At 50.3% G+C, this 23,285-nt stretch carries 23 protein-coding genes and 1 riboswitch; of the genes, 8 read left to right on the top strand and 15 right to left on the bottom strand.

Going from position 1 to position 23,285, the window contains the following annotated elements; all coding sequences use genetic code 11:
* The first annotated feature begins 36 nt into the window (after positions 1–36).
* The gene (locus tag K3G39_RS09770) at positions 37–942 is read left to right on the top strand and encodes an arginase family protein (protein WP_220626006.1); all 906 of its coding nucleotides are present in this window, start codon (positions 37–39) and stop codon (positions 940–942) included.
* A 2-nt stretch (positions 943–944) separates the two neighbouring features.
* Here K3G39_RS09770 and K3G39_RS09765 read toward each other — a convergent pair whose 3' ends face one another.
* Positions 945–1,544, bottom strand: coding sequence for a DNA-3-methyladenine glycosylase (locus tag K3G39_RS09765; protein ID WP_220626005.1), 600 nt, complete (start codon positions 1,542–1,544; stop codon positions 945–947).
* A 238-nt stretch (positions 1,545–1,782) separates the two neighbouring features.
* Positions 1,783–1,986: riboswitch (cobalamin riboswitch) on the top strand.
* Between the two features lie 101 nt (positions 1,987–2,087).
* Here K3G39_RS09765 and K3G39_RS09760 point away from each other — a divergent pair.
* Positions 2,088–4,001 carry a TonB-dependent receptor domain-containing protein gene (locus tag K3G39_RS09760; RefSeq protein ID WP_220626004.1) on the top strand — a complete coding sequence of 638 codons (1,914 nt, stop codon included), beginning with the start codon at positions 2,088–2,090 and terminating at the stop codon, positions 3,999–4,001.
* 25 nt (positions 4,002–4,026) lie between these two features.
* Complete coding sequence (locus K3G39_RS09755) at positions 4,027–5,157, top strand: DUF5074 domain-containing protein (RefSeq protein ID WP_220626003.1); 1,131 nt, start codon at positions 4,027–4,029, stop codon at positions 5,155–5,157.
* 80 nt (positions 5,158–5,237) lie between these two features.
* On the opposite strand, the gene K3G39_RS09750 is transcribed toward K3G39_RS09755, so the two are convergent.
* Positions 5,238–5,522, bottom strand: coding sequence for a hypothetical protein (locus K3G39_RS09750; RefSeq protein ID WP_220626002.1), 285 nt, complete (start codon positions 5,520–5,522; stop codon positions 5,238–5,240).
* Positions 5,523–5,665: 143 nt separating this feature from the next.
* Between K3G39_RS09750 and K3G39_RS09745 the strand changes: the two genes are divergently transcribed.
* The 4 genes from K3G39_RS09745 to K3G39_RS09730 all read left to right on the top strand — a co-directional run bounded on the left by K3G39_RS09745 (position 5,666) and on the right by K3G39_RS09730 (position 9,179).
* A complete protein-coding gene (locus K3G39_RS09745) occupies positions 5,666–5,842 on the top strand; it encodes a hypothetical protein (RefSeq protein WP_220626001.1) in 177 nt (58 codons plus the stop codon).
* Positions 5,843–5,893: 51 nt separating this feature from the next.
* The gene (locus tag K3G39_RS09740) at positions 5,894–6,127 is read left to right on the top strand and encodes a DUF2798 domain-containing protein (RefSeq protein WP_220626000.1); all 234 of its coding nucleotides are present in this window, start codon (positions 5,894–5,896) and stop codon (positions 6,125–6,127) included.
* 33 nt (positions 6,128–6,160) lie between these two features.
* Entirely contained in the window at positions 6,161–6,559 is a 399-nt protein-coding gene (locus K3G39_RS09735) for a hypothetical protein (RefSeq protein WP_220625999.1), read from the top strand.
* Between the two features lie 415 nt (positions 6,560–6,974).
* On the top strand, positions 6,975–9,179 hold the full coding sequence (locus tag K3G39_RS09730; RefSeq protein ID WP_220625998.1) for a radical SAM protein: 2,205 nt from the start codon (positions 6,975–6,977) through the stop codon (positions 9,177–9,179).
* A 126-nt stretch (positions 9,180–9,305) separates the two neighbouring features.
* Here K3G39_RS09730 and K3G39_RS09725 read toward each other — a convergent pair whose 3' ends face one another.
* Positions 9,306–10,523 carry a TlpA disulfide reductase family protein gene (locus K3G39_RS09725; protein ID WP_220625997.1) on the bottom strand — a complete coding sequence of 406 codons (1,218 nt, stop codon included), beginning with the start codon at positions 10,521–10,523 and terminating at the stop codon, positions 9,306–9,308.
* A 190-nt stretch (positions 10,524–10,713) separates the two neighbouring features.
* Positions 10,714–12,387, bottom strand: coding sequence for a M28 family metallopeptidase (locus K3G39_RS09720; RefSeq protein WP_220625996.1), 1,674 nt, complete (start codon positions 12,385–12,387; stop codon positions 10,714–10,716).
* Between the two features lie 47 nt (positions 12,388–12,434).
* Between K3G39_RS09720 and K3G39_RS09715 the strand changes: the two genes are divergently transcribed.
* Positions 12,435–12,734 carry a hypothetical protein gene (locus K3G39_RS09715; protein ID WP_220625995.1) on the top strand — a complete coding sequence of 100 codons (300 nt, stop codon included), beginning with the start codon at positions 12,435–12,437 and terminating at the stop codon, positions 12,732–12,734.
* A 71-nt stretch (positions 12,735–12,805) separates the two neighbouring features.
* Here the strand turns inward: K3G39_RS09715 and uvrB are convergent, their stop codons facing one another.
* From uvrB to K3G39_RS09660, 11 genes are all read right to left on the bottom strand, one after another.
* A complete protein-coding gene (gene uvrB / locus K3G39_RS09710; protein WP_220625994.1) occupies positions 12,806–14,833 on the bottom strand; it encodes an excinuclease ABC subunit UvrB in 2,028 nt (675 codons plus the stop codon).
* Positions 14,834–15,023: 190 nt separating this feature from the next.
* Entirely contained in the window at positions 15,024–15,392 is a 369-nt protein-coding gene (locus K3G39_RS09705) for a hypothetical protein (RefSeq protein WP_220625993.1), read from the bottom strand.
* 124 nt (positions 15,393–15,516) lie between these two features.
* Positions 15,517–15,975 (bottom strand): hypothetical protein, encoded by a 459-nt coding sequence (locus K3G39_RS09700; RefSeq protein ID WP_220625992.1) that lies wholly within the window; start codon positions 15,973–15,975, stop codon positions 15,517–15,519.
* A gap of 19 nt (positions 15,976–15,994) precedes the next feature.
* Positions 15,995–16,162 carry a hypothetical protein gene (locus K3G39_RS09695; RefSeq protein ID WP_220625991.1) on the bottom strand — a complete coding sequence of 56 codons (168 nt, stop codon included), beginning with the start codon at positions 16,160–16,162 and terminating at the stop codon, positions 15,995–15,997.
* Positions 16,163–16,254: 92 nt separating this feature from the next.
* Entirely contained in the window at positions 16,255–17,964 is a 1,710-nt protein-coding gene (locus K3G39_RS09690) for an outer membrane beta-barrel protein (protein ID WP_220625990.1), read from the bottom strand.
* Positions 17,948–18,526, bottom strand: coding sequence for an RNA polymerase sigma factor (locus tag K3G39_RS09685; RefSeq protein ID WP_220625989.1), 579 nt, complete (start codon positions 18,524–18,526; stop codon positions 17,948–17,950). Before K3G39_RS09685 ends, K3G39_RS09690 begins: the two co-directional genes overlap by 17 nt.
* A gap of 232 nt (positions 18,527–18,758) precedes the next feature.
* Positions 18,759–19,160 carry a YkvA family protein gene (locus tag K3G39_RS09680; protein ID WP_220625988.1) on the bottom strand — a complete coding sequence of 134 codons (402 nt, stop codon included), beginning with the start codon at positions 19,158–19,160 and terminating at the stop codon, positions 18,759–18,761.
* 87 nt (positions 19,161–19,247) lie between these two features.
* Complete coding sequence (locus tag K3G39_RS09675) at positions 19,248–19,994, bottom strand: shikimate dehydrogenase (RefSeq protein ID WP_220625987.1); 747 nt, start codon at positions 19,992–19,994, stop codon at positions 19,248–19,250.
* A gap of 19 nt (positions 19,995–20,013) precedes the next feature.
* A complete protein-coding gene (locus K3G39_RS09670; protein ID WP_255594222.1) occupies positions 20,014–20,958 on the bottom strand; it encodes a DUF368 domain-containing protein in 945 nt (314 codons plus the stop codon).
* An 84-nt stretch (positions 20,959–21,042) separates the two neighbouring features.
* Positions 21,043–21,831: a phosphosulfolactate synthase gene (locus tag K3G39_RS09665; protein WP_220625986.1), complete on the bottom strand. Its 789-nt coding sequence runs from the start codon at positions 21,829–21,831 to the stop codon at positions 21,043–21,045.
* Complete coding sequence (locus K3G39_RS09660; protein WP_220625985.1) at positions 21,831–23,228, bottom strand: lipopolysaccharide assembly protein LapB; 1,398 nt, start codon at positions 23,226–23,228, stop codon at positions 21,831–21,833. The genes K3G39_RS09665 and K3G39_RS09660 overlap by 1 nt, the downstream gene beginning before the upstream one ends.
* Between the last annotated feature and the right edge of the window lie 57 nt (positions 23,229–23,285).

Below are 23,285 nucleotides of genomic sequence, written 5' to 3'. Positions count from 1 at the left end.
TAAAGTCTGCTTGCCAAACCATATAAAACCAAAAAGATGAATAGCGTTACGATTCTGGAGTTTCCATCTAATCTTGGGCTGAAAGAGCCTTCGCAGGGGCACGAGCCAGGTGTCAGGAAACTACCGGAATGGCTACGCCAGCATCATTTTCATCAGCTAATAGAGCCAGAAGCTACTCGGGTACTTCCCCCGCCTCCCTACCGCATGCACCACGATCTGGAATCGGCGGTGCTGAATGCAGATGCGCTTGCACAATATGCCCGGGAAGAAGCGAAGCTCCTGAACGAGGTGCTTTCTGAACAGAAATTTCCATTGATCCTGGGCGGGGACTGCAGTATTCTGATCGGAAACGCACTCGCCTTAAAACAAAAAGGTGACTATGCGCTGTTTTACCTGGACGGGCATACAGACTTTATTGAACCACCACAATCTGGTACCGGAGGTGCCGGAGGTATGGCAGCAGCCCTTGCAGCCGGCCGAGGTCCCAAGAAGCTTACTGACATTCAGGGGCAGTCGCCATACATACGCGAAGAATATGTTTGGTGTGTAGGCAACCGTGAGTACGATGACGAATATGAGCAAATACTACGGGACTCACAGGCTACTTACTTTACCTTGGATTTACTTCGTGAGACAGGTATAGATAAGGGCGTGAACTCTTTCCTGAACATGGTAGAGATTAATAACCTGGATGGATTCTGGATTCACCTGGATGTAGACGTCCTGGATGACGAGATCATGCCAGCCGTTGACAGCCGGACTCCCGGTGGGCTGAGCTACGAGGAGTTTGACCGTATCCTATACCTTCTTTTGTCCAGTCCGAAAGCCACTGGGATAGAAATTACCATTTTGGACCCTGACCTGGATCCGAGCGGGAAGTATACGAAACTGTTTGTCCAACATTTTACAGATACCTTCCAGAAAGCCCGTATAGCAAAGTAAAGCTACTTTTTCCGGCTCACCCATTTGTTACCTTTCAGCCAGAAGCGCCAGGGCAGCAGCGCATCTTCGCCGGCATAATCTATACCTATACGGGGGCCAATAGCTATATCTTGGGCAGGTATGGCTATACCTTTGTCTTCTACCCAAATAGTGCCACCGGTGAGGGGAGCGCCGTAGTGGCTGCGGTTTATACCTAAGGCGATGCTGAGCACGCCTGGTCCGGCGGTCAGGTTAGGCTTTGGCGTGACCATGTTGCGGCGCAGCAGCATTTCTTCTATACCTTCTATTGGTTCGATGGCGCGCACCAGCACGGCGTCGGCGTTTCCTTCTATGTTAGTGATGATATTAAACAAGTTGTAGATGCCATACACCAGGTATACATAGGCCACGCCGCCTTCGTGGTACATAATTTCGGTGCGTTGCGTCCGGCGGTTCATGTGGGCATGGCAGGCTTTGTCGTTCGTGCCGGAATACGCCTCCGTTTCCACGATCATGCCGCCGGTGAGGATGCCATCGTGGTTCGTATACAGGTACTTCCCCAACAGGTCCTGCGCCACTTGCACGACATCCGGCCGGGTATAAAAGTCTTTGTTGAGTTTCACGGATTCAATGCGTAATGATGATTGAGTAATTAATTGAGTATACGCCTTACAAAAATGTCCGCTGCAGGCAAATGATGAACAGGTATACGTGAAGTAACCGCTGCAGCCAACCATTCCCGTTATCCCGCATTGTTGTTCATTACTTATTTTCTACTCACCGAAATCGGGTTACTCGGTACTCACCCTCATAAACCTGCGTTCGCTATTCATTATTTATTACTCATTCATAATTATTCTATACCTTTGCCTTCAGATTGGTGGCCTTGTTATATCCAACGCAAAGCCTTAAAAGGGAAATAGGTGAGATACCTATGCTGTTCCCGCAACTGTAATCTTCTTAAAAAAGGGTGAGCCAAACCACCGCCACTGTGCCGCACAACGCATGGGAAGGCTGGCTGACCTGAAGAGAGCCAGGAGACCTGCCAGTTCGACCAAAATTGTCGTATGCTTTCGGGTAAAAAGCTGCACGGCCTCGCTATACCTGCGCGCGCTGTTCCTGCCCTATACCTGCCTGCATGCTTCGGGATTTAAGCAAGCGTATACGTGGCAAAGTTTCACTACCGTCTTTTATCGTGCCTGGCGCTTTCGCTGGGTATAACTTCTTCTGCTTTTGCGCAGCAGGATACTACGTTGTACCACCTGCGCACCGTCGAGATTTTTGGCAAACCCGCTGAGGTTTTTGCCTCTGGCAGCCGCGTGAGCACCCTCGACAGCAGTTTCATCCGCACATACGCCTCCGGTTCAATAGCAGATGCTCTGCAGGCCCGCACGCCGGTATTTCTGAAAACGAACGGACCGAGTGGCATTTCCACTCCCTCCTTCCGGGGTACCAGTGCGACACATACCGCCGTGCTGTGGAACGGACTCAACATCAGTCAGCCTGCTTTGGGGCTGAGCGACATGTCCTTGTTGCCTTTGAGCAGCATCGGGAGTATAGCGGTGCAGCACGGAGCGGCAGGTGCTACGTATGGCAGTGGCGCGATTGGCGGAGCTGTTCTACTTAACTCTCCAACACAACAAGAGCCGGGCTTTGGTGCGGAAGTGTTGCAGGAGGTCGGTAGTTTTGGGCGTTACTTCTCCAGTGCCAGTGCCCGTTACAGTGGCCAAAAGGTATCTGTTGCTTTAGGTGGGTATTATTTGGCGGCAGAGAACAACTTTTTTTTCCGGGATTATGGTCGCATCGGGGCGCCTACTCGTCGGCAGGACCAGGCGCAGGTAGCACAGCATGGTTTTACGCAAGATGTAAACTGGCAACTCTCACCCAATACCCGTCTGGCTTTGCACGGCTGGTATACCTACGCCAACCGCGAAGTGCCGCCAGCCTTAGGCGCAGCCAACACCAACGCCAAACAAATCGACCGCAACCTGCGCCTGATGACAGCGCTTAACCACAGCAGCAACTGGGGCGAAACAACCGTGAGGGCAGCCGTCTTCAACGATTATCTCCGCTATACCGACAACAGCAACAACTCCCTCACCGACATCAACACCTACCAGGTGCAGGCCGAGCAGACCTATACCTATGCCCGCCGTTGGAGTTTGCGGGGTGGCCTTAATCTACAGCACTTCGAGGCCGATGTACAGGGATATGGCCGACAGGTAACCGAAGACCGCGCCTCTGCTTTCCTGCTTTTCCGCTACGACCCGAGCAAGCGACTCGACCTGAGCCTGAATTTGCGCCAGGCTTTTGTGAAAGGCTATAACCCCACTCCTGCCCCTACCTTGGGTGCCAACTGGCTGCTGCTGGAACAAAACGAGCACAAGCTATACCTGAAAGGCAATGTATCGGGCAGCTACCGGGTACCGACGCTGAATGAGCGCTTCTGGCAACCGGGGGGCAATCCGGATATCAAACCGGAGCAGGGCTGGAGCTATGAAACCGGGCTGCGCCACCGCTATACCTGGGGTCGTGTGCAACTTGAGTCTGAACTGTCTGTTTACCGCATGCTCGTAGACAACTGGATACAGTGGATGCCTGTCACGTCCAGCTTCTGGACTCCCCGCAACCTGCAGAAAGTACGTTCCCAAGGTATAGAACTTAGCAGCAGCGCCAGCACCTCGTTCGGCGATTGGCAACTCGCTGCCACAGGTGCTTATACCTATACCTCTTCTGAGCAGGTGAAAGCCTACGAAGGAACCCAGGAACTGAACCGGCAAATCGCGCAGGTGCCGCTGCATAAAGTACAGTTAGGTGCCGACCTCTCCTTCCGCACCTGGACAATGCTTGGTAACCTGACGCATACAGGGCTTCGCTATACCGACAACAGTAATGCCGGTAGCCTGCCAAGCTATACCTTGCTCAACCTCGCTGTTCATAAAAAATTCACCCTTGGTCAGTATCAGTTTATCGCTTCGGTGCGCAGTGATAATGTAACTAACCGCGCCTATACCGTGCTCGAAAATGTGCCGATGCCTCCGCGCAGCTTGACTGCCGGCTTACGCTTTGTTATACCTTAATTTCATATCCATACCTTTCAACAACATGAAAAAAATTACCTGTTTCCGCAGCTATTTTCTGTCCGCGGCTTTTGCCTTAGGCGCGCTTGCTTTTACTAGCTGTGACGATGATAACAATACTGGCCCCGCCGGAGAATATGCCCGCAATGGAGTGCTCATCTCTAACGAAGGCGCCATGACCAAATCAAATGCGTCGGTGAGTTTCTACAGCCACGGCAGCAAATCAGTGGAAAATGAATCGTTCAAGAAAGTGAATGCTCCGCTTGTAATGGGTGATGTATTGCAGCACATGACACAACACGGCGACCAGCTATACCTGGTGATGAATAACAGCGGCAAGGTGGTAGTGACCAATGCTCAGACCCTAAAGGCCGAAGGCGAGATTGCCGGACTGGAAGCTCCCCGCTATTTTGCTGCCCTGAACGATGACAAGGCTTATGTAACCGAGTGGTTGGGTTATGACCCCGCTACTTTTGTATATAGCAACGGTCGTGTGGCCGTAATTGACCTGAAAACCAATACCGTGACTAAAACTATTACGGTTGGCGTGCAGCCGGAGCAGATTGTAATAGCCGGTGGTAAACTTTATGTAGCGAACAACGGCGGAAATACCGTAACGGTCATCAACACCGCGACAGACGCCATCGAAACTACTATTGCCGTAAATGAAGGCCCCAACAGCTTGGCCCTGGACCGTAACAATATGCTTTGGGTGAGCAGCCGGGGTATAAAAGCTTATGACCCGGTTGACTGGTCGGTGAGTGAAGAGAGCAGCACACCTGGCTCGCTTGCTAAAATCAACCCGACCAGCAACTCTGTAGTGGCTACGCTTACCTTCAGCCAAAACGCACCGGCTCCGGGCAAACTCACACCAAACCTGAACGGCGATAAACTCTACTATGTGTTCAACAACAAGGTATGGGTACAGGATGTGAACGCGACTTCACTGGCTTCTCAGCCGCTAATCGACCGGGGCACTTATGTAGCTTATGGTTTCAATGGATTGGGTGTGGAACCTACTAGCGGCACCATTTACGCCGGCAAAGCAACCGACTATGCTTCCAATGGCTGGGTAGTGCGTTACAATCCGCAGAGCGGCGCTGCTGTAGATTCCTTCCGGGTAGGTATAGCTCCGAACGGGTTTCTATTCCGGTAATAATTACCTTTCCTGAAAAACACAACGCCCGGCGCTCACTAACAGAGCGCCGGGCGTTGTGTTTCCATACCTGAGCCAGCTTACTGGTTCGGATCCGGTTTCAGATTTTCGTCGTAGCGTTTATCGCGCTTGCCTTCCTGGTTGTAGGCGCTGTCGCCGATGGCGGTGCCTTCACGGCCTTCGTAAATGTCCTCGTAATTTCCGGTGGTGTCGTTGTCTATGCTGCTGCGGTCCATTTCTTCGGTGCGTTCATAATCGCTGCGTTCCGTATTTGTCTCACCGGGGTCGGTGCCCGTGTTACAGGATGCCATACCTATACCTAGCAATACGCCCAGCACAGCAGCCGTTGTCTTTATCGATTTCATAGTTCTTCTGTTTAAGATTTTCAAAGTGCAATACCTCCTCAGGGTATAGCTCTTTAATGTACGACCACCCTACAATTAGAGTTAAAAAAAGCTACATCAACCAGAGTTTTGCCGTATGACATAGCATACCACAACTTGAAGACATGATGAACGGGAAAAGTAAGTCGGATCAGGAGAAGAGCTCCAAAGAAATGTCGTCGGACACAAAAAAAGTAGCGGCCGAAAAGCAAACGCCGCCGCCGCAGGGCACAGGCGCAAACGATCCGCACCATACCAAGGATGACAGCTCGGACGCCGAAGCACAAAAAGGCCACGCCTGATGATGCAGTAACCCGGCTATACCTTAACTTTGCGGCTATACCTGGTCTGCTATGAAAAAGAAATTCTTGAACCCGGCGCTCAAACGCAAGCTGCTGGTCATCTCCCTGCTGTGCCTGCTCATAGCCTCCGCCCTACAACTCTATACCTTCGGTTTTGCCGATAACTTCTTTATAAACTGGCTTCGTATGTTTGTAGTGCTGTTTGTGCTGGTGGCAGGCACTGTGCTGGCCATTGTGCCCGGGGCAAATTACCTAGTCAATAAAACGTCGCAGCTGCTCAGTTAAGCAAAGCTATATCTTACATGGCAGTTAGAAGTAATGTATAGGCCCTATGAAGAAATATTTAAGAGAAAGCCTGATTTCAGGGTCACGTATACCATCTTTTCACAAGAAGAAGGAGGAAGGTATAATCTCCCAAATCAAGGGATAAGGTGGGACTTCTGGTATGAACATCCAGCACATCCTAAAGGAATGCTTTTCATAATTTACCCAGAATTCGAAGATTTTAGTGGAAATATAATCACCGACCCTACTTTGACAGTATCCAAGTATGGAACTGCAAGGATGTGGATTTTAGCAGATGAAAAGACTGAATATCACAGAAACAAAATAATAGTCGGCACCCGCGGGTTTTTCATGGAAGGCAGTAAAAAGGTTGGAGAATGTGAAGTAATAGAATTGATAAATCTGAAACAGAACTTTGTTTGCCTCACATAAGCTATATCTCTTACAAACGAAAAGCCCGCGATAACACCGCGGGCCTTTTGTTTTGGGGAACAATTGAAACACTTACACCATCACAAGCCATTGCTCCAGGTCTTTAAATTCATGAGATCTGTCTTCATCAATTAAACCCTGGCTTTTACGCCCAGAAGCATTCAACTATAGATGATAATAATGCAAATATAAGAATATAAAAATAGATTTATATAATTCAATATCGCATTAGTGCATAATTTTTTCAACCTGATTGGTGATCAGATCTAATCTCCTCATTCCCAATGCCTCTATACTGAACCCTGTTCGGAGCAGAACTGTTAACCTGACAACATCTGTTTAGAAAGCGCTACAGAATCAGTAGTTTTGTAGTCCGCGCCCTGTGGGGCGTTTGTTATTTTAAGATTCCCGAGACTTGAAGAAGCCCACCATACTGCTCATCACACCGCCGCTCACGCAGCTCAACACGCCATACCCTGCCACTGCCTACATCAAGGGCTTTCTCGCAGGTCAGGGTTATTCTGTTACCCAAGCTGATTTTGGCATTGAGCTGGTATTGCGCATGTTCACCCGAAATGGTTTGTCAAGGATTTTCCAGGCGGTGGAAGCAGGCGATTTTGAATTGTCAGACAACAGCCGACGCATCCTGCGGCTGAAGCGGGAGTACCTGAACACCATCGAGCCGGTCATCCGCTTTTTACAGAACAAGGACACAACCCTGGCCCAGCAGATCAGCTACAGCCGTTACCTGCCCGAGGCCTCCCGTTTCGATCAGGTAGAGGACATCGACTGGGCTTTTGGCAGCATGGGCATCACGGACCGTGCCCGTTACCTGGCCACGCTATACCTCGAGGATCTGGGTGATCTGATCAAAGAAACAATCTGCCCTTATTTTGCCTTCAGTCGATACGCCGAGAAACTGGCTCTGTCGGCTACTTCTTTTGATCCGCTGGAAGAGTCGTTGCAACAGGAGCCGAACCTGGTAGACCAGCTACTGCTGGAACTGCTGGAAGAGCGCCTGCAGGAGGTGCAGCCAGATGTAGTGGGTTTTTCTATACCTTTCCCGGGCAACCTGTATGGCGGTCTGCGGCTGGCACAGTACATCAAGCAAAAATACCCGCACATCCATACCCTGATGGGAGGTGGCTACCCCAATACCGAGCTGCGCACACTCCGGGAGCCCCGTCTGTTCAAGTACATCGATTTTGTGACCTTGGATGATGGCGAAGGCCCGTGGCTGAAACTACTGGAATACCTGCAAGGTGAGCGCCAATTGGATTTTCTGCAACGCACCTTCCTGCTACAGAACGGCGAAGTGGACTACATCAACGGCTGCCTCGACAAAGATATTCCGCATACCGAAGTCGGCACACCCGACTATAGCGACCTGCCGTTGCAAGAGTACCTCTCGGTGATTGATGTGATCAACCCGATGCACCGCCTCTGGAGCGATGGCCGTTGGAACAAGCTGACCGTGGCGCACGGCTGCTACTGGAAACGCTGCTCTTTCTGCGACATCACCCTCGATTATATTTCCCGTTACGAAACAGCTCCGGCTGCTTTGCTGGTCGACCGCATTGAACAGATTATTGCCCAAACCGGCCAAACCGGCTTTCACTTTGTAGACGAAGCCGCGCCACCTGCCGCCCTGCGCGACCTGGCCATCGAGCTGATTCGTCGCGGCGTGAAAATTACCTGGTGGGGAAACATCCGATTCGAAAAAACCTTTTCGCCTGACCTTTGCCATCTGTTGGCAGCTTCAGGCTGCATCGCCGTTTCGGGTGGTCTGGAAGTAGCCTCGGACCGCCTGCTTGACCTGATGAAGAAAGGTGTGAGCATTGCGCAGGTAGCCCGTGTGACCGATGGTTTTACGCAGGCCGGCATTATGGTGCATGCTTACCTGATGTATGGTTTTCCGACTCAAACGGCTCAGGAAACCATCGATTCGCTGGAAGTGGTGCGACAACTGTTCCTGACCGGCGTGATACAGTCCGGTTACTGGCACCGCTTTAGTATGACGGCACACAGCCCGGTAGGCAAGCACCCGGAGAAGTTTGGCGTAGTGAAAGTTGGTCCGCCGGAAGGTTCCTTTGCCAACAACGACCTCTGGCACGACGACCCGCAGGGCACCGATCACGAAATGTTCGGCCCGGGACTGGCCAAGGCGCTCTACAATTTCATGCACGGCGTGGGACTGGAAGAGCCGCTGTCTTTCTGGTTCGACTTCAAGGTACCGCGCGTGACCATTGACCGCGACCTGATTGCCAACGCCATACAGGAACCTGCCAAACCAGACAGTGAGCGCAAACTGGCACGTGTTTTCTGGCTGGGCAATGTACCTGAGATCGACTTTATGATGTACGCCAAGAAAGGCCAGACCATTGAACGCTGTGTGCTGACTTTCTATGAGAAGGCAGAGGATTTCCAGATCAAAACCACCGCCAACATCGGGCAGTGGCTCCTGGAACAACTCACGCTACTGGCTTCCGAAGATGCGCCGAGCATAACGCTGAAGCAACTGGAAGAAACCTACCCGCTGGACGCGCACCTGAACTTCACGGAGTTTCTGGCCTCGCCGGTTTGGTTTGAGCTTAGGGAGAAGGGATTGTTACTGCTGTAAAACAATAGTGGATTCACAAAAGGCATAAACAAAGCGGGCGCTGGTGAGGCGCCCGTTTTGTTTATGTTCCAGTATCAATCTAATCCCTATACCTTCACACTTGAAAAAGCGCTCAAAGTGACCATGTTAGTTGCCTGACTCCAGTATTATTTGCTCTGCTTTCATGGTCTTGGCTGAAACATTTAACCCATACGATTTCAAGCTATTCACTACTTCTTTGGCAGAATTCGTTTTAATGATGAAATCATACTTCGCTTCGTCATCGCCAGTATATTGAAAAGGCACAGACAGCACTTTGGAAAGCTCCTTTAAGGTGCTTTGGATGGTGTAGGCCGTGAATAGTGTTTTATCGTCGGCGTCCGATTTAGCAGCGAACCCCTCCTCTCCCATCGTTTTCTCCAACAGGGATTTGTTTTTAACCGAAACTTGGTAGCCTTTCACCTTAACTGGCTGTACTTTTTTAACCAGGTTTATTTCTTTCAACATCTCCTGCTCCAGGTCTAGCAGGTTCTGGGCATCGCCTTTATTGTTCTTATAAAGTACATCAAATTTCTTCTCCTTAAAAAGAGCAGGTATCTCCATATTGGAGCTGTTTATACCCAATACCTGCGCATAAATTTCTTCGAGGGTATGTGCTTTCATTTCCATAATCTGCGTCCCTATCGCCATTTTTGACTTCGGTGCCCCCTGGTTTTCCTGCATCGTAAAGTAAAAAGTTGTTTCCTTGTCCTTCATCAGCGACATCAGGCTAGCAAATCGTTTCTTTACTGTATCGTCACTTTTTGCCTCTATTGGTACAATAGCGTGAATATTGGTTGCAGTTGGGGCCTCGGCGACCAATTGGCCATTCAAAAAGGCTGTCATTACTTCTTTGGTCAACTGATTAGGCAACCCGATCCATTTCACGATTCCCTGCTTATCTATCAGTATCGTCAGGGGAATTGCCTGCAAGCCCTTTTGGGCATCGCCAAAGTTTTTGTGGGTCTGACCATTCTCGTCTGTTACAACTATGGAGTGAAAATCAACGCGATTTAATGTTCTCTTTATCTTTTCAACGGGCTCGTCTGAGATGGAAATGTAATACAGGTCTGCCGCGTTAAATTCTTTCTGAAGCTCGTTCATGTGGGGTACAGCTGCAATGCAGGGACCGCACCAGGTTGCCCAAAACTCCAGTACTATATTTTTGCCTGTCAGGTCTTTATCAGCAGGAGCATTCTTAATCCAGTTAGTAATCTGTATTTCTGGTGCTTTTTCACCTACCTGTACACTTACCTGAGCAAATGCCTGCCCGTTCAATAAAAGGAAAAGTACCAGGAATAAGTGTCTTAAGTTTGTCTTTGCCATCCGTGAATTTTATAAGTAAAAGAGCTTCAGGTATAATTTAAGTTAAATATAGTTTCTCTAAGGTTAATTCCCTATTAAATATCTCCGAAGTTCTATTATGGCGAATAAAAGAAACGCACCTACATCCTGGGGATGTAGGTGCATCTTTAATCATACAGGCTGTACGTCTATACCTACGCACAGCCTTTAGTTATTTTTTCATGTAACTATCACGTACCGCCTTGAACTCAGATCCTGACTTCCACTGCGGCCACTCTTCTGAACCAGCCAGATGCTTGCCTACCTGGTAGAGTAGCTTCAAATCTTCAACTACTCCATCCACTTTGTAATCGGGGTGCATTTGGTCGGCTGCTTTGTGATAGTAGTTGGCGTAGTACTCGTCCAGCTTCTTCTTGCCTGCTTCTTTGCCGCCTTCTACCAGGTCGACACCCGGGCCGATGAACAAAGCAGGTATACCTATTTTGGCAAAGTTGAAGTGGTCAGAGCGGTAGTATAAACCCGCCTCCGGATTCTCTTCCGGCGCAATGTAACGCCCTGCCGCTTCAGCCTCTACTGTAATATAATCCTCCAATTCGGATTGGCCCATACCGTACAGCACCACGTCTTTTGTCTTTCCGTAAGGGTTCATCATGTCCATGTTGATATTGGCAACCGTCTTCTCTTTCGGGAATACCGGGTTCTCGGCATAGTAGGCCGAGCCCCACAGTCCCTGCTCCTCCGCGGTTACAGCCAGAAAAACGACCGTTCGCTCTGGCTGCACCGGCTGGGACTTAAATGCTTTGGCGATCTCCAGCAAACCAGCTACCCCGCTGGCATTATCCACGGCTCCGTTATAGATACTGTCGCCAGCTGCGTCGGGCTTGCCTATACCCAGGTGGTCCCAGTGACCGGTATAGATGATGGTCTCGTCCGGACGGCTGCTGCCGGTGATCTTGGCAATGAAGTTGGAAGTTTTGTCGTAACGGGTCTTCACTTTCATAGAAGTGCTGGCCTGCAGGTTGAGCGGGAAAGGTTTGTTACTTGGCTGATGCGCTTTGCTTAGTACAGCCTTATAATCTATACCTGCAGCAGCAAACAGTTTCTCGGCAATAGGTGTGGTGATCCAGCCTTCCATGGCGCAACGATAGGTCTCTTTGCCACGGCTGTCGAGATACATCTTGGATGTGTTCCAGTTGTTCTGCACCACCTGGAAGCCATAGCCAGCCGGTTCAGTGTCGTGTATGATCAGCGCTCCTTTTGCACCCTGACGGGCGGCTTCTTCGAATTTGTAAGTCCAGCGACCATAATAAGTCATAGCTTTTCCATTGAACACAGCCGCATCCTGCGCGTAGAAGCCCGGATCGTTCACCAGCACCACTACAATCTTGTCCTTCACGTCCAGACCGGCGTAGTCGTTCCAGTTATATTCGGGGGCCACAATACCGAAGCCGGCGAACACCATCTCGGTCGGGTCGATATTAATGTTCTCGTCTGTGCGGCGGGTCCAGATCACGTAGTCGTTGCGGCCTTCGAGTTTCAGTTCCTGCTGCTTGCCTTTGATAATCATGTTCGGGCTGGCAGTAGTGTTCACTTCCACCATCGGCACCTCCTGGAAATAGCTGTCGCCATTGCCCGGTTCCACGCCCAGCGCTTTGAATTCCCGCTCCAGATAATCAAGTGTTTTCTGCTCGCCGGAAGTAAAAGGTTTGCGGCCCTCCATGTCATCAGCGGCCAGTGCGCTCAGGTAGTTGCCGTAGCTTTTGGTGGTTAACGTGGTCACATTTTCGGCGCCGGCTTCTCCTGTTTCAGGGCTGGAGGATTGGCAGGCAGAAAACAAACCCGCCATCAGGGCAGGCAATAAGATTGGTTTGATTCTTTTGATCATCGTGCTATCAGGTTGATGGAACTAGCCGAAGCTAAGGAATAGCGGCTATGAAAGTGGTAAAGTACAGAAAGCTGTGCAAGAAAAAAAGCAATTCGGCCGGGGCTATACCTTATACCTTATACCTTATACCTTATACCTTATACCTTATACCTTATACCTTATACCTTATACCTTATACCTTATACCTTATACCTTATACCTTATACCTTATACCTTATACCTTATTGCTGCGTAGCTGGCTGCTAGTTGCTTTTTCTGAAATTGGAATCAGGTATAGCCGTGGCCTGCGGTATAGAAATTTGCGGGTATGGCAGGCAGAGCGAGGTATGGCAAAGCAACATCTTTAACAAGAAAGAGCACCCACAGCTTTTCGCCTTGAGTGCTCTTAAACTTTCTAATTCCTAAACTTTCTAACTTATCAGTCCCGCTTCGATTTAAGCAACTGGCGCAGTTCAGCCAGTTCATCGCGATACTTGGCGGCTTGCAGGAAGTCGAGGTCTTTGGCGGCGGCTTCCATCTGCTTCTCGGTTTTCTTGATCAGCTTCTCAAGTTCGTCTCGCTTCATCATCTGGATCACCGGTTCTGCCGCAATCGATACATCTTCCGGACCAGCGTATATCTTCACATCCTTCTTCTTAGAATCCGCTACCGATGTCTGCTCAAATATCTCGTCCTTGGTCTTGAGGATCGTGCGTGGTGTAATGCCATGCTCTTCGTTATAGGCCATCTGCGTCGCGCGGCGGCGGGTGGTTTCGTCAATTGCCCGTTGCATAGAGCCCGTGATACGGTCAGCGTACATAATTACACGTCCCCGTTCGTTACGGGCGGCACGCCCCATGGTCTGTATCAGGGAACGCTGGTCACGCAGGAAACCTTCTTTATCGGCATCAAGGATGGCTACCAGACTCACTTCCGGCAAGTCAAGTCCCTCGCGGAGGAGGTTCACACCCACCAGTACGTCGATCTCACCCAAACGCAGTTCACGCAGAATTTCCACGCGGTCCAGCGTTTTCACCTCCGAGTGCAGGTATTTCACTTTGATGTTGAGGCGGTCCATATATTTGGTCAGTTCCTCGGACATACGCTTGGTCAGGGTTGTTACCAGTACACGCTCTTTGCGCTTGATACGCTCGTCTACCTCGTCCAGCAAATCATCTACCTGGTTAGCGCTTGGCCTGATCTCGATCTCCGGATCCAGCAGACCGGTCGGACGAATAATCTGCTCCACGATCACGCCTTCTGATTTCTGAATCTCATAATCGCCTGGCGTGGCACTTACGAAAACCACCTGGTGCATCAGGCTTTCAAACTCATTAAAAGTGAGCGGGCGGTTGTCCATGGCGGCCGGCAAACGGAAACCATACTCTACCAGCGCCACTTTGCGGGAGCGGTCGCCACCCCACATGGCGCGCACTTGCGGCACCGTCACGTGGCTCTCGTCGATCACCATCAGGAAATCATCCGGAAAATAATCGAGCAGACAGAACGGACGCGCACCCGGGGCACGGCGGTCGAAGTAGCGGGAGTAGTTTTCTATACCTGAGCAGTAGCCCAGTTCCCGGATCATCTCCAGGTCAAACTCAGTCCGCTCCTTAATGCGCTTAGCCTCCACCGGCCTATCCTCTTTCAGGAAGTAGTCGTGCTGGGCTACCATGTCGAACTGTATCTCATGGATGGCTTGCTGCAGCGTGTCCTTGCCCGTCACGAAGAGGTTGGCAGGGTATAGCGTCACGGCTTTTTCGTCGGCTATTTTTTTACCTGACTCCGGATCGATGCGGTGAATTTGCTCCAACTCATCACCAAAGAAGTACAGTCTGTAGGCGAAGTCAGCATAGGCCGGGAAGATATCCACCGTATCACCCTTCACGCGGAATGTTCCACGTGTGAACTCGGCCTCAGTGCGGCTATAGAGAATCTGTACAAAGGTATAGAGCAGGTTGTTGCGGCTATACCTTTGCCCCGGCGCCAGGTAGATTACGTTCTTGCCAAACTCCTCGGGGTTACCGATACCGTAAATACACGATACCGACGCCACCACGATCACATCGCGGCGCCCGGAGAGCAAAGCGGAAGTAGTATGCAGACGCAGTTTTTCGATTTCCTCATTGATTTGCAGATCCTTCTCGATGAACACATCCGAAGAAGCGATGTATGCTTCCGGCTGGTAGTAGTCGTAGTAGGAGATAAAATACTCGACCGCATTATCAGGGAAAAATTGCTTGAATTCGCCGTAGAGCTGCGCGGCCAGGGTCTTGTTGTGGCAAAGCACGAGCGTTGGTTTACCCGTATTTTTGATCACATTTGCCATAGTAAAGGTCTTACCTGTACCAGTGGCTCCTAGCAACACCTGCACAGGCTCTCCCTTGTTAACGCCCTCGGTGAGTTGGGCGATCGCTTTCGGCTGGTCGCCGGTCGGTTGAAATTCTGATGTTAGCTTAAAATCCATTCGTTGGTTTTACAACTTGTAAAGATATACTATAACATGAAAAATGGGCTGTAAGTTTAGCTTTTGTCATTATAATAGAACGCACAACACGAATATCCCGGAAACAAAAAGCCTGCTCTAGTGAGCAGGCTTTTGCATGTTTAACTATTCCTAACAATTAATAAAAATTAGGCACTTTGTAAAAACTGTTCTATTCATCTGAACATACCTGCTTTACCCGCACCGGCGGGAATATCATGTAGTTGGCAGTGCAACGTGGCCCATACTTGGTGTTGCGCTCAAGCGATAGGTAAGCTACTTTACCGGAATGCCTTAAGTCTTCAGGCAGATTGTCGGTGGTGACAAAGCCGCTCTGCAATTGTCCAATATACTGGTTACTGCGCTGTTCGCCTGTGCCGTCGGCATCCATTATCTGGAGCACATACCAGCCGGCTTCGCAGTCAGGTCCCACCACTTCCACCTGCAGGCAGGCCGGAACCGCCTCTTCCTGGTCGGCGCAGCTCACAAGCAACAGCGCCAACAGCAAGTATAGCACAATAATGGACAGGACACTCTTCATAGTTTTGTGTTGTACTAACGGCTTTGGTGAGCAGGGCTACCTAACACGGGCATCGGTTTCCGGACTTTTTAAGGTAGTAGTCTTCTTCATTTGCCAGAAACTTTGCCTTGTGTTAGGAGCCCCTTTATTTATACAAGTAATATGTGTCTGTAAAAATGGCACTTGGGTCTGATCCATAATAGGTCCCTTCCAGCACCAGCCTGCGTGCATCCCGATGCATTAGCCTGAACCGGGCTGACCATCCGAAATTGCTTAGCACAAACGCATTTGGCTGCGAGTAGTCGGCCTTAAAGCTGTCGCGGTACACGCTCCTGTCGTGCTGCTGGCTTGCCCGCTGCAGGTAAGCGCTATCAGCTTTAAACTCAAAGTAGTCGGTCTCGGTGCCCGTGTACATCACAGAGGTACAGCTACCACTGCGGCAAAGTTTGTTGTTGACGCGCTCAATACGCCACTTGCCCTGCACGGACTCACGCAGCCCGCTTTCAATTACAACCGGTTGCATGTTTTCATCTGATTTTGAGCAGCCTGTTGCCAGCCCCAACAGGACGATGGCCATGGCCGCAAGCCCCAACATTTTTTTCATAGCGTGGAAAGGGGCTGGTTTAGAAGCCGCCTAAAAAGGAATTGTCTTGCATTGCACAGCCCGAGAGCAGCACAGAAAGAAATAAGAGCGCCAGCAATACATACCACCCAGATATATTTTCGCGGCCGGCCGCCACCAAGGCCACCAGCGTCTGCAGAACGGATCTCATGAACAGCATCATTTGCATAGCGCTTTTATTTAAAATCAACCAATCACTTTACACTAATATGAGTCCGATAAGCACCAAAGGGTTGCAAGGCTTTTAAAAAAAATAAGAAATTATTTTCGGGAGCTGCTCAGCTGGTAATTTAGGCTCATGTTCATACCAATTGCATAGGGTTTGCCCTGCGGAGCGGCGGCCTGGTCCGGGTCTGCTATCAGCGTGCTGAAGTAGTGACGCACCTCCGGCCCAAGTGCCAGTGTCAGGTTTGGCGAAATGCGCTTACCAACGCCCACAGAGCCATTGCCGGAGAACTGCACGTTGCGGAAAGGCGAGTCGTTGTCATCGGCCGTGTAACTCACTGACTGTACCTGCTGGTTAGAAGCCGTCACGCTGGACTCCAGCAGGAAGTTGGCGGCTACACCCGCGGCAGCATATACAAACCAGTCTTTGTTGATGTCATGTTCGTACTGCAAGCCTACCGGCACGGTCAAGTGGCGGTACTTGTACTCGGTAGCAAACGCATCGCCTGTACGGGCCACACTCACAGAGTCAGATGAGAAGCCGTCGTTTAAAGAGGAAACGAAGAAGGTGGATGGGTTGAGTTCGTAACGCTCGTTGGAGCGTGGTTTCACCCAGAACTGGCGCACGACATAGTTTGATTTGGAGCGGGATCTGCTCTCGCTATACCCTATACCTGTCAATAGCTTCAATTTCTCTTTTAACCTGAAACCAGCCTTGGCCTCCACAGCAAAAGAAAGGGCCGGCTGCGTACTTTCCTTAAACTCCTCACGCGCAGCTGATATGTTCTGGTAAGACTCTTTTGACGCGTTGACACTTGGTCCTGATGCCGCAATACCGAACATGTTTCCTCCGGAGCGTGGCATCGCGAGCGGGTCTGGCAAACCAATGTTCTGATCGAATACAGACGGCACGTAAGCCAGGTTCAGGCTCCAGCGGCTGCTTGCATTGGTTGCTGCCTCCACGGCTTTCGGTTGCTGATCAGCAAGTTTTACCTGCGACGCCTCCGCTGCCTGCTGCGCCTGCTGGCGACCGGCCTGGTGCGCTTCGCTCATGTCAGCAAACGACTGCGGCCTGGCTGCCAACGATTGGCTACGCAAAGGGTATTGCTGGCCTGGAGCTTGTGTGTTGTTCCCGAAGGTGATGGTTACGCTTTCCCAGGTAATGATCTGGGTATAGCGGTTACCGGAAGCAAAAGGATTGCCTTGTACAGCGCCAGCGTTATTGCCTGGGAAACCACCCGACACGTAGCCTCGGCTACGAGACGGCATCGGTGTATAGCCCAGGTATGGACTGTAGCCCGGTGCCACGTTGAAATAATCACCTACCTGTGGGCCGTCATTAGTTTCGGAAGTCTCAGCAACAACCTGGTTTTTGGTCTGTTGCATACCTGTTGTGCTTACCACTTTCTGGGTGGCTTCTGATTCTACGGTTTCCGGGGTATACGCTATCGCAGTTTCTTCCTGCTGTGCGGCATAGGCTTTCATGGCCTCCTCTACAGTTATGGCAGCATTTGTTGAGTTGGTTGCCGGCGTGGCGGCTATACCTGGCTGAGTCCCGGATTGGTTCAGGCTGCTGTTGTAGTAATAGGCCAGCAGGGTGCCGGTCAGGGCGAACAGCACGAAGCAGGCTGCGGCCAGTTGTCGGTAAAACAGCACGCGTTTCTTGTAATCCTGGTTTTCCTGCACGGTCAGGTCGTGGTCGATGCGGGCCCATAGGTCCGGGGCAGGCCTGGCCTCAGCATCGAACAGGCGGCGCTGGAATTCGTCTTCCAGACTGTTTCGCTTTGGGTTATTGGCTGATGACATGCTCTTGATATGTTTTATCCTGGCGCTCGAGCATACCTTGGAGTATGGCCCGCGCACGTGAATACTGTGACTTTGATGTACCTTCGGAAATGCCGAGCATCTCCCCTATTTCTTTGTGATTGTAACCCTCGATGGCGTACAGGTTGAACACCATGCGGTAACGTGGAGCGAGGCTTTGGATCATGCTGAGCAACTCGTCCATAGAGTAGCCCGTCAGGTTAACATCTGCTGACGCGATGTTGCTGACCTCCTCCGTTTCATGTGAAACGGTCATGAGCGACTTCTGCCGCAGCTGTTTCAGGGCGGTGTTGATCATAATGCGGCGCACCCAAAACTCCAGCGGACAGTCCCGCTTGAATTTCTCCATGTTAGCAAACACTTTCACAAACCCTTCCTGCATCATATCCTCTGCCTCAAAGCTAGTGGGGGCATAGCGCATACAAACCGCCATCATCTTGCGCGAGTAAAGGTCATAGAGCAGTCGCTGCATATCCCGCTTGCCGGCTATGCACCCCTCTATGAGTTTCTCCTCGTCTGACTTAGGTTTTGTAAAAAGCTTCAAACACCTCTTCTTTTAGCTTCACTCCTATGATTCCCATAGCGAGGCAATGGTTGCAAGGATAAAAAAATATATTTTCACCTTAATCGGCTGGTATAAAAGCACACCGACAACATTTGCACAGTAAATATATTGAGATTAAATATGCTAACAATACAAAATCTGAGTATAAACAGCGAAGGCCTCTCCGAAATGGAAAGGCCTTCGCCGGGTTTGTTTTAAGGTGAGAGAAGTTTTAGAGTACTGTTAGGAACAAAAGTTTGTAGAGCATGATAGCGAAAAGTGCAGCGATCAAAACCCAGGTATAGCCGATGATCTGGTAAGCGGCAGTGGTTTCCTCGCCTTCCTGGCTCAGCACTTCGTAAGCCTGCAGACGGGCCTGCCCCAGTATGCTTTTCGATACCAGCTGATAGGCCGTGTGTATACCCAGCACCACCAATACCACATCATCCAGGAAACCGAAGACCGGCACCAGGTCAGGAATCAGATCGATGGGGGAAATAGCATAACCGATGACCACAGCCAGCAGGAACGGCACATACCATCTTACGTCCGGGTGACGGGCAGACAGGTATAGGGCGTAAATCTCCGCATTTATCTCATGCGCTTTCTGGCGTAGATAGGTCAACTGCATCATGGGTGTAAGGGTAAGGGGTGATTTAATTCTCCTTACGCAGCAGCCCTACCACAAAGTTTCAAAATAACATAAAATAAACGCAATATTTTATCCGGGATTTTCGTTCGACCAGATTTTCCAGGCGGCATCGGCCTGTGCGTAGAGCATCGGCAATCCGTTTATGGTCTGTGCACCAGCCAGGCGGCCTTTTTGCAGGAACAGAGTTTCTTGGGGATTGTAGACTAGGTCGTAGAGGTAATGACGTGGACTCAGGGCCTCGTAAGGTATAGCCGGAGCGGTATCTGTAGCAGGAGCCATCCCTAACGGTGTCGTATTGATAATCAAAGTATAAGCCTGCAGTACCTCTGGTGTTATGGCCTCGTAAGTCAGCTGATTTTGGGCAGGATTCCGGGAGACGCAGGTATGGGGTATAGCCAACTCGTCCAGGGCAGCCCACACGGCTTTTGCCGCGCCGCCTGTCCCGAGCACCAGGGCTTTGGCAGCTTCATCCGCTGGGTAAAATTGCTGCAACGTGTCCCTGAATCCTATAAAGTCGGTGTTGTAGCCTGTCGTTCTGCCGTCCTCAATTTTGATGGTATTCACGGCGCCGATACGGGCAGCACTTTTGTCGAGCCTGTGCAGGTATGGGATAATGGCTTCTTTGTAAGGAACCGTCACATTCAGGCCAACTAACTCAGGTTCACTGGCCAGCAGCGCAGGGAAATCAGCAATAGCAGCTAACTCATAGAGCTCGTAAGCAGCGTCGGCTATACCTTCCCGTGCAAACTTCTCTGAGAAGTAGCGCTTTGAGAAGGAGTGCCCCAGCTTTTTGCCAATGAGTCCGAATCTGTGCATCCGTTTATATTGTAGTAACCTATACCTTGCCAGCAGGTTGTTCTGCCATACGGTCGAGCAGGTATACCAGCAGGAAACCGAAAATGGCCAGCAATACTGTGTAGAGCAGGTATGAGCTCTCTCCTGTCATTTGAGAAAACTGCCCCGGCAATACGTTTTCCTGTAGCAGCGGCTTCACTTCGCCGTGGCGGTCTGTATATGTTTCGAGCGTGTTTTTCCAGGGCCATACCTTGTTCAGTGAGCCAAGCATAAAGCCAGTCAGGAGCGCCACTGTCACGTTGTGGTACTTCTTCAGCATCCAGTTAAGTACATGCGAAAAAGTTAGCAGACCAGTTACGCAACCTACACCGAACACTAGAATGATGTCAAGCTTAAATTCCTTGAGTGCATTCATGATGAACTCGTATTTGGCCATGAGCAGCAGCAGGAAACTCCCCGAAATCCCCGGCAGGATCATAGCACAAATCGCGATGGCACCCGCTATAAAAACGAACCAGTGTGCCTCAGGTGTTTGCATTGGCACGGCCACCGTAATATAATACGCCATGGCCGCCCCAATAAGCCCGAACAGGACAGTGGCAGGCCGCCAGTGCGTTATCTTTTTAGCTACCACCAAAACAGACGCGACGATCAAACCAAAAAAGAAACCCCAGACCATAATCGGGTAGGTCGCCAGCAGGTATACCACCAGATTAGACAACGTCAAGATGGAAGTGAAAATACCCGCCAGCAGCACCAGCAGAAAATTCCCGTTGATGTGCTTCCAGAAACCTTTGATATCGAAACGTGATAGCAGTTGCAGCGCCTCACCGTTAACAGAACGGATGGAATCCAGCAGTTCTTCGTAAATGCCCGATATAAAGGCAATAGTACCTCCGGAAACGCCAGGCACCACGTCAGCAGCACCCATACTCATACCTTTCAAATAGAGGAGCAGGTGTTCTTTTAAAGATCGTCGTTTCATGCTTTTAATAATCTGGATTTGGCTAAACACAAAAAAATTGCCCGTCGGGTTTACCAATGGGCAATTTTTTTGAATCTTTTTGTATTAAGCGTCTATGATCGGCTGTCCGTTGTTGATGAAATGCGTGAAGGTATCACCGCGCAATCCCAGTCGGATGGTCTCGAGCGGAATCACTTCGCTTGGCGCAATGTTACCCAGGTTCACGTTGGCACCCAACAGTTTGATAAACCATACCTGCTGTGCTTTCTGAGGCGCTTCCCAAAGGATTTTCTCAAACGGAATTTTGGTCAGGATCTCTTCTACCAGTCCGCTGCGCACCTCACCGGTGGAACGGAACAGACCTACGTTACCTCCTTCACGAGCCTCCCCGATCACTTTCCAGGCACCTGCATCCAGCTCAGCCTGCATCAGCCTGATCCACATGTAAGGCGGTATGATCTTCTCGGCGTCCTTAGAACCAACTTCTGAAAGCACCGTCACTTGCTCTGAAAGCGTCTGGATGTAGCCACACTTTTTCTCGTGGTTCATTTCGATAGAACCATCCGATACCTCCGCAAATGTCATCTTATACTTGTCCAGCACACGGCGGTAGTCTTCGAACTGGTTGCGGGCGATAAATGCCTCGAATAAAGTGCCTCCGAAGTAAACAGGTATACCAGCGGCGCGGTAGGCGTCCAGCTTCCTCTGCAGGTTAGGCACCACATACGAAGTAGCCCAGCCCAGTTTTACAATGTCTACATACTCGCCGGCTACGTCCAGAAAGTCTTCTACTTCACGAATGCTCAGGCCTTTGTCCATAGCCATGGTAAAACCACGCTCACGTGGCTTCGCCTCGCGCTCTGGCAGGCCGTTCAGAATATAATTACTGTTCATTATTTGCGATATTGGTCAATTAATCGGGATAATGCGCGCTGTGACTCAAGCTCAGGGAAGAACTCGAACAACAACTTATGTTTTTCGAAGTCCAAAATTAATGCATTTTCCAGATAATTGTATGCTTCGCGGTATTTTCCTGCCGAAAGCATGTAGGCACAAGCCCTGTAATACAGCTCTGCTTCGTCAGGTTGCAACTCTATCGCATTCAGAATTATTTCAGTTGCTTCCTCAAAATTGCCCTGCTCGTACAGTATAATTGACCAATTAAGGTATATGTCTTTGTCTTCCGGCTGGATTTCAGCGGCACGTGCATAGCTTTCCAGCGCCGACACCACATGCCCCACATGGTACTCAGCTGATGCCAAAGCCACCCAGTAGTCCACGCTGTCATCATAGAGGGTAACAGCTTTTTTAAAGAAGTGTACTGACTCATACCACTTGCCTTGCGCATCCAGCACCACGCCGATGCCAAACCAGGCCTCGTCCATCTCCGGATCCAGGTCAATAGCTTTTTGGTAATAGCGGCGCGAAAGGTCCCACTGCTGCATTTTCTCGTAGCACTCACCTATATTGCAAAACACTTCCGCCGAAGGCGAACCGTGCTCCAGCATCCCGTTAAAGGCTTCGATGGCTTTGGTATACTCCCCGATAAACACATAAGCATTGGCCATGTTGTTGTAAGCCGTGATAAAATCGGGCTTGATGATGGTGGAGTAGTCGTAAGCGGCGATGGCCTTGTCGTACGAACCCAGTTTATTGTACACGTTGCCCAGGTTAAACCAGGCTACATACGAGTAAGGATCTTTGTCGATGAAGGCCTGAAAGAATGGAAGCTCCTCGCGCATAGAACCAGTTATCTCCATGCAGTAAATAATCTCCTGCATAGCAGCCTCGTTCTCTACATTCAGTTCAATGCACTTCTTATAGTACTTAATGGCCGAGCTGAACTTACCCCAGCTCTGGTATGTCAGGCCGATGTTGAAATAAATATCGTCGCGGTCCTCAGCAAAGGCAAGCGCTTTTTTAAAATGGTCTACGGCGTCGCGGTACTCGCCACGTTGCGTAAAGATAATGCCCCGGGTCAGAAGCACATCGGGGTTCTGCGGCTCCACTTCGGCTACCTGGTCGATGAGCACCATGGCGTCCTCGAAGTTGCCGGACATGGCCAGCAGCTGCGCCTTGTCTATTTGAAGCCCGGTCGAGAAAGGATACTGTGCTATAGCGGATTCACAGGCCAATAGCGCCTTCTTATAATCAAAGTTAGCGGTATAGTGGTCTATGATATATTCAAAATCTGTCAGGTCAAAAAAAACGGTCTCGTTTGTTCCCAGCATCTGCTCGAACCGGATGATCAGTTCGGAATCCTCGCTGTGCTCGTCAAAATTCTCTTTCATCTCCTATATCCCACAAACTGCAAAAGGCAGCTCTTGTCTTTTAACTACATTTATAAA

The organism is Pontibacter sp. HSC-14F20 (assembly GCF_019599265.1).
GTDB lineage: Bacteria > Bacteroidota > Bacteroidia > Cytophagales > Hymenobacteraceae > Pontibacter.
Note: the sequence above shows the minus strand (reverse complement) of the source record. Positions and strands in the feature narration are given on the sequence as shown.

Coding starts and splice junctions, on each gene's coding strand:
- K3G39_RS09770 (WP_220626006.1), top strand. CDS start 37: ATGAATAGCGTTACGATTCTGGAGTTTCCATCTAATCTTGGGCTGAAA.
- K3G39_RS09755 (WP_220626003.1), top strand. CDS start 4,027: ATGAAAAAAATTACCTGTTTCCGCAGCTATTTTCTGTCCGCGGCTTTT.
- K3G39_RS09750 (WP_220626002.1), bottom strand. CDS start 5,522: ATGAAATCGATAAAGACAACGGCTGCTGTGCTGGGCGTATTGCTAGGT.
- K3G39_RS09745 (WP_220626001.1), top strand. CDS start 5,666: ATGATGAACGGGAAAAGTAAGTCGGATCAGGAGAAGAGCTCCAAAGAA.
- K3G39_RS09740 (WP_220626000.1), top strand. CDS start 5,894: ATGAAAAAGAAATTCTTGAACCCGGCGCTCAAACGCAAGCTGCTGGTC.
- K3G39_RS09735 (WP_220625999.1), top strand. CDS start 6,161: ATGTATAGGCCCTATGAAGAAATATTTAAGAGAAAGCCTGATTTCAGG.
- K3G39_RS09725 (WP_220625997.1), bottom strand. CDS start 10,523: ATGGCAAAGACAAACTTAAGACACTTATTCCTGGTACTTTTCCTTTTA.
- K3G39_RS09720 (WP_220625996.1), bottom strand. CDS start 12,387: ATGATCAAAAGAATCAAACCAATCTTATTGCCTGCCCTGATGGCGGGT.
- K3G39_RS09715 (WP_220625995.1), top strand. CDS start 12,435: ATGAAAGTGGTAAAGTACAGAAAGCTGTGCAAGAAAAAAAGCAATTCG.
- uvrB (WP_220625994.1), bottom strand. CDS start 14,833: ATGGATTTTAAGCTAACATCAGAATTTCAACCGACCGGCGACCAGCCG.
- K3G39_RS09705 (WP_220625993.1), bottom strand. CDS start 15,392: ATGAAGAGTGTCCTGTCCATTATTGTGCTATACTTGCTGTTGGCGCTG.
- K3G39_RS09700 (WP_220625992.1), bottom strand. CDS start 15,975: ATGAAAAAAATGTTGGGGCTTGCGGCCATGGCCATCGTCCTGTTGGGG.
- K3G39_RS09695 (WP_220625991.1), bottom strand. CDS start 16,162: ATGCAAATGATGCTGTTCATGAGATCCGTTCTGCAGACGCTGGTGGCC.
- K3G39_RS09690 (WP_220625990.1), bottom strand. CDS start 17,964: ATGTCATCAGCCAATAACCCAAAGCGAAACAGTCTGGAAGACGAATTC.
- K3G39_RS09680 (WP_220625988.1), bottom strand. CDS start 19,160: ATGATGCAGTTGACCTATCTACGCCAGAAAGCGCATGAGATAAATGCG.
- K3G39_RS09675 (WP_220625987.1), bottom strand. CDS start 19,994: ATGCACAGATTCGGACTCATTGGCAAAAAGCTGGGGCACTCCTTCTCA.
- K3G39_RS09670 (WP_255594222.1), bottom strand. CDS start 20,958: ATGAAACGACGATCTTTAAAAGAACACCTGCTCCTCTATTTGAAAGGT.
- K3G39_RS09665 (WP_220625986.1), bottom strand. CDS start 21,831: ATGAACAGTAATTATATTCTGAACGGCCTGCCAGAGCGCGAGGCGAAG.
- K3G39_RS09660 (WP_220625985.1), bottom strand. CDS start 23,228: ATGAAAGAGAATTTTGACGAGCACAGCGAGGATTCCGAACTGATCATC.